Here is a 13449-nt window from a genome sequence, read left to right on the forward strand (position 1 = left end):
ATCAGGCGTTCTTGCGGCCGAGCATGCCGTTGACCTTGTCGCGCAAGGCATCAATGGAGAAGGGCTTGGCGATCATCGACATGCGCGTGGCCAGCTCGCTGCCGTCGATCTGGACGATCTCGGCGAAGCCGGTGGCGAACAGGATCGGCAGCTCCGGCCGGGCTTCTCGCGCGGCGGCGGCCAGCTCCTCGCCATTCATGCCCGGCAGGCCGACGTCAGTGAGCAGCAGGTCGATGGCGGTGTCACCCTGCAGGATCGGCAGCGCCTCTTCGGCATCCTCGGCCTGCATCACCTGGTAGCCGATTTCTTCCAGCACTTCCACGGTGAGCATGCGCACCAGGTCGTTGTCTTCGACCACCAGCACGCAGAGCTGCTGGTTGGCGGTTTCGGCAGGCATTGCGGGGATCTCGGGAATATCGACCACTGTGGAGCCTCTCGGGAAATAGAGTGTGACGCAGGTGCCCTGGCCGGGCTCGCTGCGCAGGCGGATGTGCCCGCCGGATTGTTTGATGAAGCCGTAGACCATCGACAGGCCGAGCCCGCTGTTGGCGCCGATGCCCTTGGTGGTGAAGAAGGGATCGAAGACGTGGGACAGCGTCTGCTCGCTCATGCCCACGCCATCATCCTCGACCACCAGGACCAGGTAATCGCCGGCCGGCAGGTCGCTGTCGCCGCCGGCGATTGCCTGCTGGCGCAGGCTGATCCCCAGGTTGCCGCCGCCCAGCATGGCGTCGCGGGCGTTGTCGACCAGGTGGAGCATCGACTTGTGCAGTTGATCGCGATCAGTGACGACGGTTTCGGTGCACTCGGTGGTCAGCGTCAGCCGGACACCACTACCGGCGCGCTGGCTCAGTTCCGCCTGCCAATCCTGCAGTTGCACATCGAGTGCCACTGGATGCAGCGCCAGTGCCTGGCGGCGGGCGAAGGCCAGCAGGTTATGGGTCAGTTCGGCGGCGCGTTCGGTGGCCTGGGTGGCGGCATGCAGGATGTGGTTCAGCTCCGGCTGGGCGTTGGCCGGCGCGCGGCGGGTGATCAGGTCGAGGCTGAAGCGGATGCTCGCCAGCAGGTTGTTGAAGTCGTGGGCGATGCCGCCGGTGAGCTGGCCGACGGCTTCCATGCGCTGGGCATTGGCGAGGGCGGATTGCGCCTGCTCCAGCAGCTCGGCGGCGCGGCGCTGTTCGGTGACATTGCGGCCGCAGCCGTAGATCAGGCCGTTGTCTTCGCTGGCATGCCAGGAAATCCATCGGTAGCTGCCGTCGGCGTGGCGCATGCGGTTCTCGAAGTGCTGCAGGCGCTCGCCGCGGGCAAGGGTGGCGCGGGTGGCGACGCTGGGCGCGAGGTCGTCCGGGTGAACGAGCTCTTCGCTATTGCGGCCTGTGAGCTGGTCCTCGCTCCAGCCCAGGAGGCTGCTCCAGGCGGGGTTCACGCTGCGCAGCTTGCCCTGGTGATCGAGCACGCACAGCAGGTCCTGGCTCATGGCCCAGACGCGGTCGCGTTCCTGGGTGCGCTGGCGCACTTCTTCCTGTACGGCTTCCTTGAGCCGACGTTCCTCGGCGCGGTGGGTGGCGGCGGCCAGTGCATGGCCGAGCAGGGCGGCCAGTTCGTTGAAGAAGGCTGCGTAACTCTCGTCCAGGCGCCGACGGGGGCTGATGCCGAAGACCACGAGGCTGTCGCTGTGTCCATGCAGTGGGGTGGCGTAGGTGCTGTCGAGCACTTCCGGCCAGGGCTCGAAGGCGCGCATGTACTGGCTGCCCAGGGGCGACTGGTGCGCTTGCTGGAGGCCATTGAAGAGGTGCAGAGGGTCGTCGTCCTGGCTCAGTCGTGGCGGAGCGAAGCGGTCGCTGGGGTCGGTGCCGCAGGCGCCGAGCAGGGTGCCGCCCTGGTACAGCAGGCAGAAGGGCACGTCGTGGTTGGCTTCGGCCAGCAGGGCAAGTGCATCGATGCAGATCTGTGCACTGTCATCGGCCTGGCTGAGGCGTTCCGCCAGTCGGGTGAGCAGGCGCTGGCGGCGCTGGCCGATGACGTTGTTGGTGGTTTCCACGGCGGTGTTGAACAGTCCGACGGGTTTGCCGTCCTGGCCGAAGATCGGGCTGACGTTGTAGGTGAAATAGGCTTCCTCGACGTAGCCGTAGCGCACCATGGGCAGCAGGCGGTCTTCCTCGTGGGCGGCCACGCCGGTCTGCAGGATGCCGTTGTACATCGGGTCGAGGATGGACCAGATGTCCGACCAGGCCACGCGCGCCGGTTGGCCCAGGCAGGCGGGATGCTTGTCGCCGGGGATGGCGCTCCAGGCGTCGTTGTACAACAGGACGAATTCGGGCCCCCAGTAGATGCACACGGGCAGGCGCGAGTTGAGGCCGACTTCGAGGATGCCGCGCAGGGTGGCGGGCCACTGCTCCATCGGGCCGAGCGGGGTGGTCGCCCAGTCGTGCTTGCGTATCAGCGGCGCCATGGCGCTACTGCTGTTGAGGAAGTCGCCGGCGAGCGGCGTGGGCGACGTGGGGGTTTCCCCCGGAGAGCTTGGCATCGAGCGGACCCTGCGTCTGATCCTTCGTACAGTGTTGTTCAACAATTCCCTATCAGGCGTTGGAAACGCCCGACGGAGGAAAATTCCACTTTTTTACGCGGTCGGTTGCGAGCTCTGCAGAAAATAGATCGAACGTCCCACAAGAACGCGTGTCAATTCGCCAGTTCATAGATAGCCTACAACGCATCAAGTTATTATTTCTGCTGTTTTAAGAACGTTCTTACAATAACTTCAAATACTTACCTGGCTTCTGCCGCAAGCTTCGCCGAAGCGGCAGGCTCTAGCCAGAAAGCGCCGCCAACAGGGAATTCGTCCGTATGAACCAGAAACCCGTCGCCGACGAAAGTGCCTTCCGCCGCATCCTTGCGCGCAACATGGCGCTGCCGCTGGGCATCTGCCTGCTGGGCGCGGTGCTGTTCATCGGGCTGATCCTGTACATGCTCGACGTGCTGGGCTGGGTCGAGCACACCGACCGGGTGATCTCCAGCGCCAACGAGATGCAGCGCCTGAGCGTCGACCAGGAAAGCGGCTTGCGCGGCTTCCTGATCACCGGCGACCCGCGCTTCCTCGAGCCGCTGGAGCAAGCGCGGCCACGCATCAACGCCGGGCTCAAGGGCCTGACGGAACTGGTCGCCGACAATCCGCCGCAAGTGGAGCGGGTTGCGCGCCTGACCTCGATGCAGGATGAATGGATGACCTTCGCCCAGGAGATGATCCAGCAGCGCCGCCAGGGCCTGGACACCTCCGACGCAATCAAGGCAGGGCGCGGCAAGAGCATGATGGATGCGATTCGTGGCCAATACGGCTCGCTAATCAACACCGAGCAGCAACTGCGCCATGACCGCAACCAATTCGCCTCCAGCCTGTCCACCGGCGTGGTCGTGCTCTACCTGCTGTTCAGCATCGTGGTGGGGACGCTGCTGGCGTATTTCGGTCGCCGGCAACTGCTCAGCCTGTCCGAGTCCTATGCCGAATCCCTGCGCCGCCAGGTGCTGCACAACGAGCAGTTGCAGCGCCAGGCCTGGCTGCGCGATGGCCAGAGCCGGCTGGGCGAACAGTTGATCGGCCAGCAGTCGCTGCCGACCCTGGGGCGGAGCCTGATGGATTTTCTCGGCGAGTTCATCGCCTCGCCGGTGGCCGCACTCTATGTGCGCGACGACCATGGCGGGCTGCGACTGACCGGCACCTTCGGTTTCGCCGCCGACACGCTGGGGGAGAACTACTTCGCCCCGGATGAAAGCCTGATCGCTCAGGCCGCTCGCCAGCGCAAGCTGCGCATGGTCGATGGCCTGCCGCCGGACTATCTGAAGGTCAACTCGGCGCTGGGCAATGGCCTGCCGGTGAGCGTGGCGCTGCTGCCTTTGCTTCACGATGGTGGTGTCGTCGGCGTGCTGGAACTGGGCTTCCTGCGTCAACTGGACGAGCGCGACCAGGCCTTCCTGCAGAACGTCGCCGAGCCCCTCGGCAGCGCCATCGCCTCCGCCCAGCACCGCCAGCGCCTGCGGGACCTACTGGCGGAAACCCAGCAGCTCAACGAGGAACTGCAGGTACAGCAGGAAGAGCTGAAGACCGCCAACGAGGAACTGGAGGAACAGTCGCGGGTTCTCAAGGAATCCCAGGCGCACCTCGAGGCGCAACAGGCGGAACTGGAACAGACCAACGAGCGCCTGGCCGAGCAGACCCAGGAGCTGGCCGCCCAGCGTGACGATCTGGATGCCAAGAACACCGAGCTGAACCAGGCGCGCCTGGACCTGCAGGGCCGCGCCGACGAGCTGCAGCGTGCCAGTCGCTACAAGTCCGAGTTCCTCGCCAACATGTCCCACGAGCTGCGCACGCCACTCAACAGCTCGCTCATCCTCGCGCGCCTGCTGGCCGACAACGAGCAGGGCAATCTCGATGACGAGCAGGTGAAGTTCGCCGAGTCGATCTATGGCGCCGGCAATGACCTGCTCAACCTGATCAACGACATCCTCGATATCTCCAAGGTCGAGGCCGGCAAGCTGGAAGTGCGTCCGGAGAACGCCAGCGTGCGGCGCCTGGTGGAAGCGGTGGAAGGGCTGTTCCGCCCGCAGGCCGATGACAAGGGCCTGCGCTTCGTTGCCGAAGTGGCCGAGGACGCTCCGGCGCTACTGTTCAGCGACCGTCAGCGGGTCGAGCAGATTCTCAAGAACCTGCTCTCCAATGCCTTCAAGTTCACCGACGCCGGTGAAGTGTCCCTGCGCGTCAGCGCTGCACCCGAGGGTTTGCGCTTCGACGTACGCGACAGCGGCATCGGCATTGCCGAAGATCAGTTGCAACGCATCTTCGAGGCCTTCCAGCAGGCCGATGGCGCCACCACCCGCCGCTACGGCGGCACTGGCCTGGGCCTGTCGATCTCCCGCGACCTGGCGCACCTGCTGGGCGGCAGCATCATCGTCAGCAGCGAGCCGGGCAAGGGCAGTGTGTTCAGCCTGCTGTTGCCGCTGAGTTATGAGGCGCCGATCGAGGCTCAAGCGGCCAGTGCGCCCGCGCCGATTGTCGCGCTGGCTCCGGTTCCGGCTGCGCCGCCGGTGGTGCGTGCGCCGGTCGCTGCGGCCTTCGCCGACGATCGCGAGCAGCTCAATGTCGGCCAGCGTTGCGTGCTGGTGGTGGAAGATGAGCCGAAGTTCGCCCGTATCCTCTACGACCTGGCGCGCGAGCTGGGCTACCGCTGCCTGGTCGCCATGGGCGCCGAGGAAGGTCTGCGCCTGGCCGATGAGCATGGCCCCGATGCCATTCTGCTGGACATGCACCTGCCCGATGAGTCCGGCCTGGCCGTGCTGCAACGCCTGAAGGCCAACCCGCGCACCCGCCATGTGCCGGTGCACGTGGTCTCCGTGGAGGACCGCAGCGAAGCGGCCCTGCACCTGGGTGCCATCGGTTATGCCCTGAAGCCCACCACCCGCGAGCAGCTGCGTGAGGTGTTCGGCAAGCTGGAGGCCAAGCTGACCCAGGAGGTCAAGCGCATCCTGCTGGTGGAAGACGACCCTCTGCAGCGCGATAGCGTCTCGCGGCTGATCGGCGACGACGACATCGAAATCACCGCGGTGGAGCAGGGCGAGCAGGCCCTGGAACTGCTGCGCCGGAATATCTACGACTGCATGATCATCGACCTCAAGCTGCCGGACATGCAGGGCAATGAGTTGCTGCGGCGCATGGGCGAGGAAGATATCTGCTCCTTCCCGCCGGTGATCGTCTACACCGGTCGCAACCTGACCCGCGACGAGGAAGCCGAGCTGCTCAAGTACTCGCGCTCGATCATCATCAAGGGCGCGCGCTCGCCTGAGCGACTGCTGGACGAGGTAACGCTGTTCCTGCACAAGGTCGAGTCGCAGCTTTCCAGCGAGCGCCAGCGCATGCTGCGCACCTCGCGCAACCGCGATCGCGCCTTCGAGGAGCGGCGCATCCTGCTGGTGGACGACGACGTGCGCAACATCTTCGCCCTCACCAGCGCCCTGGAGCACAAGGGCGCGCGGGTGGAAGTGGCGCGCAACGGCCGCGAGGCCATCGAGAAGCTTGCCGAGGTCGGCGACATCGACCTGGTGCTGATGGACGTGATGATGCCGGAGATGGACGGCTATGAGGCCACGCGCCTGATCCGCCAGGACGCGCGCTGGAAGAAGCTGCCGATCCTCGCTGTGACCGCCAAGGCAATGAAGGACGACCACGAACTGTGCCTGCGCGCCGGCGCCAACGACTACCTGGCCAAGCCCATTGACCTCGACCGCCTGTTCTCCCTGATCCGTGTATGGCTACCCAAGCTGGAGCGCATCTGACATGCCTGATCGCAGCCAGGATATCGAGCTGCGCCTCCTGATCGAGGCGATCTACCTGAAGTACAGCTACGACTTCCGGGACTATTCCGGCACCTCGCTCAAGCGCCGTGTGCTGCATGCCACCCAACTGTTCGAGTGCCGCAGCATCTCGGCGCTGCAGGAACGCATCCTGCACGATCCGCATGCCTTTCATGAGCTGCTTCAGTACCTCACTATCTCGGTGAGCGAGATGTTCCGCGACCCCAGCTACTTCCTCGCATTGCGCCAGGAGGTGGCGCCGGTGCTGCGCACCTATCCATCCCTGCGCCTGTGGGTGGCTGGCTGCAGTACCGGCGAGGAAGTCCATTCGCTGGCCATCCTGCTGCATGAAGAGGGGCTGCTGGAGCGCACGCTGATCTACGCCACCGACATCAATCCGCGCTCGCTGGAGCAGGCGCGGCGCGGCATCTACGCGGTGGACGACCTGGCCCAGGCCAGCGAGAACTATCGCGCGGCCGGCGGCAAGGGCTCGCTCTCGGACTACTACACCGCCGCCTACGATGGCGCGCTGTTCGACAAGATGCTGCGCGCCAACGTGACCTTCGCCGACCACAGCCTGGCCACCGACAGCGTGTTCTCCGAGACGCACCTGGTCTCCTGCCGCAACGTGCTGATCTATTTCAATCGCCAACTGCAGAATCGCGCCATCGGCCTGTTCCACGAGTCGCTGTGCCACCGCGGCTTCCTGGGTCTGGGCAGCAAGGAAAGCCTGGACTTCACCGATTTTGCCGGGGAATTCGAAGTGGTGAACCGCCGCGAACGGGTGTTCCGCAAGCGATGAGCGCGCAACGCGATGTTCAGCGAGATATCCAGGCCGTGGTCATCGGTGCTTCCGCGGGCGGCGTGGATGCGCTGTTCCAGCTGTTCGACGGGTTGCCGGCGGGCTTCGCACTGCCCATGGTGGCGGTGCTGCACCTGCCGGAGAGTCACGAAAGCCAGTTGGTGGACCTGTTCGCCCGGCGCCTGGCGATTCCCGTGGCGGAAGCCCGTGACAAGGCGCCGGTGGAGGCGGGCACGCTGTACTTCGCCACCGCCGGTTATCACCTGTCGATCGAGCGGGACCGCACCTTTGCCCTGAGCCGCGAGGCGCCACGGAACTTCTCCCGGCCCTCCATCGACATCCTCTTCGACTCGGCGGCGGACGCCTACCGTAGCGAATTGGCCGGCATCCTGCTGACCGGCGCCAACCAGGACGGTGCCGAAGGCCTGGCGCACATTCATCGAGAAGGCGGGCTGAGCCTCGTCCAGGACCCGGCCGAAGCCGCCGTGGCCACCATGCCGGAGGCGGCGATCGCATTGCACGCCCCGGACTACATTCTTCCTTTGCGCGAGATCCACGCGCTCCTGAGCCGAATGGGCACCCAACATGCTGCGTAACCAGGGAAGCAAATTGCTGATCGTCGACGACCTGCCGGAGAACCTGCTGGCGCTGGAGGCGTTGATCAAGAGCGAGGGGCGGGAGGTATTCAAGGCGTCGTCGGCGGACGAGGCGCTATCGCTGCTGCTGGAGCACGAGTTCGCCCTCGCGCTGCTGGACGTGCAGATGCCGGGCATGGACGGTTTTGCCCTGGCCGAGCTGATGCGCGGGACCGAGCGCACCAAGAACATCCCCATCGTCTTCGTCACCGCCGCCGGGCGCGAGCTGAACTATGCCTTCAAGGGCTACGAGAGCGGCGCGGTGGACTTCCTCTACAAGCCGCTGGACAACCACGCGGTGCGCAGCAAGGTGAACGTCTTCGTCGATCTCTTCCGTCAGCGCAAGGTGCTGGAGCAGGCGCGCGCCGAACAGGACGCCCTGCTCGCCGAACTGCGCGAGACCCAGGTGGAGTTGCAGCGCGCGGTGAAGATGCGCGACGACTTCATGTCCATCGTCTCCCACGAGCTGCGCACACCGCTCAACGGCCTGATGCTGGATACCCAGTTGCGCCGGTTGCACCTGGCGAAGGGCAAGCTGGAGCACTTCGCTGCGGACCGCCTGGGCGTGTTGTTCGAGCGCGACGAGCGCCAGATCGCCGGGTTGACCCGGCTGATCGAGGACATGCTCGACGTCTCGCGCATCCGTACCGGCAAGCTGTCGATCCGCCCGGAGCCGGCCAACTTCGCCGACATCGCCCGTCGGGTGCTGGGTAATTTCGCCGTGCAGGCCCAGGCCGCCGGCTGCGAACTGAGCCTGAGTGCGCCGGACGTGGTGGAGGGCGTGTGGGATGCCTACCGCCTGGAACAGGTGATCAGCAACCTGGTCAGCAACGCCCTGCGCTATGGCCCCGGCCAGCCGGTGGACGTGAGCGTCGCGGTGCATGAAGGCCAGGCGCAACTCTGCGTGCGTGACCATGGCGACGGCATCAGTGCCGAGGAGCAGCAGCGCATCTTCCAGCAGTTCGAGCGTGGCGCCGGCGCGGCCCGCGTCGCCGGCCTGGGGTTGGGGTTGTACATCTCCGAGCAGATCGTCCAGGCCCACGGCGGACGCATCGCGGTGCGCAGCGAGCCGGGGCAGGGCGCGGAGTTCTGCGTTTACCTGCCGCTGGATTGAGCCCCGGCTTTTCCGGGGTGGTTGACGCACCACCTACCCACCAGTGCCGAAGCGTCTGCTCTTTGTAGTAACGAGCTTGCTCGCGAACCGGTGAGCCCGCTGTGCGCTGCCGGCGCGTTGGAATGTTCGCGAGCAAGCTCGCTCCTACATGCCTGCCCACGCCTCTGGGGCGGGTTGCACCTTTTCCAGCCCTGGCACGAACACTGCTTTCTTCCTGCCGTCCGGCCGCCCCTTGCGGGTTATAACCGGGCGAGCCTGTCGCCGTGCTCCGTTTGGTAGCGCCGAGTGTGGGAATTGTCACCGGTTGCACCGGATTCGCGCGTACGACCAAAGGCTTGTTTTTATTGGGTTGCACCTGGTTGCACCTTGCGATTCGGCGGTATAACCTTGCGCCGTTTTCAGGCACACCTTCTAACAACAGGAAGCCCCATGGCCACCACCACCCTTGGCGTGAAGCTCGACGACGCCACCCGCGAGCGCCTCAAGCTGGCTGCCCAGCAACTCGACCGTACCCCGCACTGGCTGATCAAGCAGGCCATCTTCTCCTACCTGGAGCAGGTGGAAGGCGGTCTGACCCCGGCCGAGCAATCCGGCCTGGCTGCGGCGGCAGGTGAGGAGTCGCTGGACGCGCTGAACGAACAAGGGTTGCAGGTCTTCCTCGATTTCGCCGAAAGCATCCTGCCGCAGTCCGTGCTGCGTGCGGCCATCACCGCCGCCTACCGCCGCCCGGAAACCGAAGCGCTGCCGATGCTGCTGGACCTGGCCCGCCTGCCGAAAGAGCAGGCCGGCGCCGCCAGCAAGATGGCGCTGGGCATTGCCGAAAAGCTGCGTAACCAGAAGAACGCCGGTGGCCGCCAGGGCCTGGTGCAGGGCCTGCTGCAGGAGTTCTCCCTGTCGTCCCAGGAAGGCGTGGCGCTGATGTGCCTGGCCGAGGCGCTGCTGCGCATCCCCGACAAGGCCACCCGTGACGCGCTGATCCGCGACAAGATCAGCAACGGCAACTGGAGCCAGCACCTGGGCCAGAGCCCGTCGATGTTCGTCAACGCGGCCTCCTGGGGCCTGCTGATCACCGGCAAGCTGGTGGCGACCCATACTGAAGCCGGCATGTCCTCGTCGCTCAACCGCATCATTGGCAAGTCCGGCGAGCCGCTGATCCGCAAGGGCGTGGACATGGCCATGCGCCTGATGGGCGAGCAGTTCGTCACCGGTGAAACCATCGCCGAGGCCCTGGCCAATGCGGCGAACATGGAATCCCGTGGCTTCCGCTACTCCTACGACATGCTCGGTGAAGCCGCGCTGACCGACGAGGACGCCAAGCGCTACCTGGCCTCCTACGAGCAGGCGATCCATGCCATCGGCAAGGCTTCCCACGGGCGTGGCATCTACGAAGGCCCGGGCATCTCCATCAAGCTCTCCGCCCTGCACCCGCGCTACAGCCGTGCGCAGTACGACCGCGTGATGGACGAGCTGTACCCGACCGTGCTCGACCTGGTGAAGATGGCTCGCGACTACGACATCGGCATCAACATCGACGCCGAGGAAGCCGACCGCCTGGAGCTCTCCCTCGACCTGCTCGAGCGCCTGTGCTTCGAACCGAGCCTTGCTGGCTGGAACGGTATCGGCTTCGTTATCCAGGCCTATCAGAAGCGCTGCCCGTACGTGATCGACTACGTGATCGACCTGGCCAAGCGCAGCCGCCACCGCCTGATGATCCGCCTGGTGAAGGGCGCCTACTGGGACAGCGAGATCAAGCTCGCCCAGGTCAACGGCCTGGAAGGCTACCCGGTCTACACCCGCAAGCCGTACACCGACGTGTCCTACCTGGCCTGCGCGCGCAAGCTGCTGGCCGTGCCGGAATCCATCTACCCGCAGTTCGCCACCCACAACGCCCACTCGCTGTCGGCCATCTACCAGCTGGCCGGGCAGAACTACTACCCGGGCCAGTACGAATTCCAGTGCCTGCACGGCATGGGCGAGCCGCTGTACGAGCAGGTGGTGGGCAAGGTCGCCGACGGCAAGTTCAATCGTCCGTGCCGCATCTACGCCCCGGTGGGCAGCCATGAAACCCTGCTGGCGTACCTGGTGCGCCGTCTGCTGGAAAATGGCGCCAACACCTCCTTCGTCAACCGTATCGCCGACCACAGCATCTCCCTCCAGGACCTGGTGCTGGACCCGGTGCTACAGGTCGAGCAGATGGCTGCTCAGGAAGGCACGCTGGGCCTGCCGCACCCGCGCATCCCGCTGCCGCGTGACCTCTATGGCGAATCCCGGCTGAACTCCGCCGGCATCGACCTGGCCAACGAACACCGTCTGGGTTCGCTGTCCTCGGCGCTGCTGTCGAGCACCAACACCGCCTACGTCGCCGAGCCGATGCTGGGCCTGGCCGATGCTGCTCCGGGCGAGCCGCAGCCGGTGCGCAACCCGGCTGACCACCGCGACGTGGTGGGCCATGTGCGCGAGGCCAGCGAAGCCGACGTGAACAACGCCATCCTCGGCGCGCTGTCCAGCGCGCAGATCTGGCAGTCGACCCAGCCGGCCGAGCGCGGCGCCATCCTGCAGCGCGCCGCCGACCTGATGGAAGCCGAAATCCAGTCGCTGATGGGCGTGCTGGTGCGCGAGTCGGGCAAGACCTTTGCCAACGCCATCGCCGAAGTGCGCGAGGCGGTGGACTTCCTGCGCTACTACGGCGCCCAGGCCAGCACCCACTTCGCCAATGACAGCCATCGCCCGCTGGGCCCGGTGGTGTGCATCAGCCCGTGGAACTTCCCGCTGGCGATCTTCAGCGGCCAGGTGGCCGCCGCACTGGCCGCCGGCAATACCGTGCTGGCCAAGCCCGCCGAGCAGACCCCGCTGATCGCCGCGCAAGCCGTGCGCATCCTGCTGGAAGCCGGCGTACCGGCCGGTGCCGTGCAACTGCTGCCGGGCCGTGGTGAAACCGTCGGGGCCCGCCTCGTTGGTGATGAGCGCGTGCGTGGTGTGATGTTCACCGGCTCCACTGAAGTCGCCGGCATCCTCCAGCGCAACATCGCCGGTCGCCTCGACGCCCAGGGTCGCACCATCCCGCTGATCGCCGAAACCGGTGGCCTCAACGCGATGATCGTCGACTCCTCGGCGCTGGCCGAGCAGGTGGTGGTCGACGTGGTCAACTCCGCCTTCGACAGCGCCGGGCAGCGTTGCTCCGCGCTGCGCGTACTGTGCGTGCAGGAAGATGCGGCCGACCGCGTGGTGCAGATGCTCAAGGGCGCCATGGCCGAGTACCGCGTCGGCGCGCCGGAGCGCCTGCATACCGACATCGGTCCGGTGATCGACGAGGAAGCCAAGGGCAACATCGACAAGCACATCCAGGTGATGCGCGACAAAGGCCGCAAGGTGTTCCAGAGCGCCCGCGTGGATGCCGAGGAAATCAAGCGCGGCACCTTCGTCGTGCCGACCCTGATCGAGCTGGACAGCTTCAGCGAACTCAAGCGCGAAATCTTCGGCCCGGTGCTGCACGTGGTGCGCTACCAGCGTGCGGACCTGGACCAGTTGCTCGCGCAGATCAACGAGTCCGGCTATGGCCTGACCCTGGGTGTGCACACTCGCATCGACGAGACCATCGCTCAGGTCGTCGGCACGGCCCATGTCGGGAACCTCTACGTCAACCGCAATGTGGTCGGCGCCGTGGTCGGCGTGCAGCCGTTCGGTGGTGAAGGCCTGTCCGGCACCGGCCCGAAGGCTGGCGGCCCGCTGTACCTGTACCGCCTGCTGTCGACCCGCCCGCAGGATGCCGTGGCCAACCAGCTCAAGGGAGATGGCGCCCAGGCGCTGCCGCGTCCGAAGGATGCCCAGCAGGCCGTCGAGGCCCTGGCCAAATGGGCAGGGCAGAAGGACGCCACCCTGGCGACCCTGCTCAGCGGCTATGGCGAACTGGCGCAGAGCTTCACCCAGCAGGTCCTCACCGGCCCGACCGGCGAGCGCAACACCTACACCCTGCTGCCGCGCGAGCATGTGCTGTGCCTGGCCGAAGACCGCGCCGACCTGCTGGCCCAGCTGGCCGCTGTACTCAGCGTCGGCAGCCGCCCGCTGGTGGCCGAGTCCAACGCCGCCGTGGTCAAGGAACTGCCCAAGGAAGTCGCCCAGCGCATCGAGCTGGTGCCTGACTGGACCGCGACCGACAAGGTGTTCGACGCCATCCTGCACCACGGCGACTCCGACCAGCTGCGTGCGGTCTGTGAGCAGGCCAGCCAGCGCAAGGGCGCCATTGTCGGCGTCACCGGGCTGAACCGCGGGGAAACCGACATCCCGCTGGAACGCCTGCTGATCGAACGTGCCCTGAGCGTCAACACTGCCGCTGCCGGCGGCAACGCCAGCCTGATGACCATCGGTTGACGGCAGTGCCGGCAGCGCCTCACCGGGCGCTGCCGGCCAGTTTTACGGTCGCACTGCGACCACCCGACCTGCCAGCCTTCGGGCGGAGCTACCCGCTCCCGGCGGGCCGTTCCCCTCGCGCTTGCTGCGCAATCCGTTTCGGGCTTCGTGCCCGGCACAACGGCGGAGCTACCCGCTCCGCCGATTTCCTT

At 66.1% G+C, this 13449-nt stretch carries 6 protein-coding genes; 5 read left to right on the plus strand and 1 reads right to left on the minus strand.

Translation table 11 applies throughout. From position 1 onward, the window contains the following. Window position 1: 1 nt before the first annotated feature. Window positions 2-2527 carry an ATP-binding protein gene (locus tag AC2T4A_RS18735; RefSeq protein ID WP_486741500.1) on the minus strand — a complete coding sequence of 842 codons (2526 nt, stop codon included), beginning with the start codon at window positions 2525-2527 and terminating at the stop codon, window positions 2-4. A 317-nt stretch (window positions 2528-2844) separates the two neighbouring features. Between AC2T4A_RS18735 and AC2T4A_RS18740 the strand changes: the two genes are divergently transcribed. The 5 genes from AC2T4A_RS18740 (at window position 2845) to putA (ending at window position 13258) form a co-directional block, all read left to right on the plus strand. Next, a complete protein-coding gene (locus AC2T4A_RS18740) occupies window positions 2845-6321 on the plus strand; it encodes a response regulator (RefSeq protein WP_486741501.1) in 3477 nt (1158 codons plus the stop codon). 1 nt (window position 6322) lies between these two features. Next, window positions 6323-7141 carry a CheR family methyltransferase gene (locus AC2T4A_RS18745; RefSeq protein WP_486741502.1) on the plus strand — a complete coding sequence of 273 codons (819 nt, stop codon included), beginning with the start codon at window positions 6323-6325 and terminating at the stop codon, window positions 7139-7141. Next, window positions 7138-7737: a chemotaxis protein CheB gene (locus AC2T4A_RS18750; protein ID WP_416751836.1), complete on the plus strand. Its 600-nt coding sequence runs from the start codon at window positions 7138-7140 to the stop codon at window positions 7735-7737. The genes AC2T4A_RS18745 and AC2T4A_RS18750 overlap by 4 nt, the downstream gene beginning before the upstream one ends. After that, window positions 7727-8890, plus strand: coding sequence for a hybrid sensor histidine kinase/response regulator (locus tag AC2T4A_RS18755; protein WP_486741503.1), 1164 nt, complete (start codon window positions 7727-7729; stop codon window positions 8888-8890). Before AC2T4A_RS18750 ends, AC2T4A_RS18755 begins: the two co-directional genes overlap by 11 nt. 429 nt (window positions 8891-9319) lie before the next feature. Further along, window positions 9320-13258 carry a trifunctional transcriptional regulator/proline dehydrogenase/L-glutamate gamma-semialdehyde dehydrogenase gene (gene putA / locus AC2T4A_RS18760; RefSeq protein ID WP_478379158.1) on the plus strand — a complete coding sequence of 1313 codons (3939 nt, stop codon included), beginning with the start codon at window positions 9320-9322 and terminating at the stop codon, window positions 13256-13258. The last annotated feature ends 191 nt before the right edge of the window (window positions 13259-13449 follow it).

Source organism: Pseudomonas sp. PVC-3-1 (assembly GCF_057444315.1).

Coding starts and splice junctions, on each gene's coding strand:
- AC2T4A_RS18735 (WP_486741500.1), bottom strand. CDS start 2,527: ATGCCAAGCTCTCCGGGGGAAACCCCCACGTCGCCCACGCCGCTCGCC.
- AC2T4A_RS18740 (WP_486741501.1), top strand. CDS start 2,845: ATGAACCAGAAACCCGTCGCCGACGAAAGTGCCTTCCGCCGCATCCTT.
- AC2T4A_RS18745 (WP_486741502.1), top strand. CDS start 6,323: ATGCCTGATCGCAGCCAGGATATCGAGCTGCGCCTCCTGATCGAGGCG.
- AC2T4A_RS18750 (WP_416751836.1), top strand. CDS start 7,138: ATGAGCGCGCAACGCGATGTTCAGCGAGATATCCAGGCCGTGGTCATC.
- AC2T4A_RS18755 (WP_486741503.1), top strand. CDS start 7,727: ATGCTGCGTAACCAGGGAAGCAAATTGCTGATCGTCGACGACCTGCCG.
- putA (WP_478379158.1), top strand. CDS start 9,320: ATGGCCACCACCACCCTTGGCGTGAAGCTCGACGACGCCACCCGCGAG.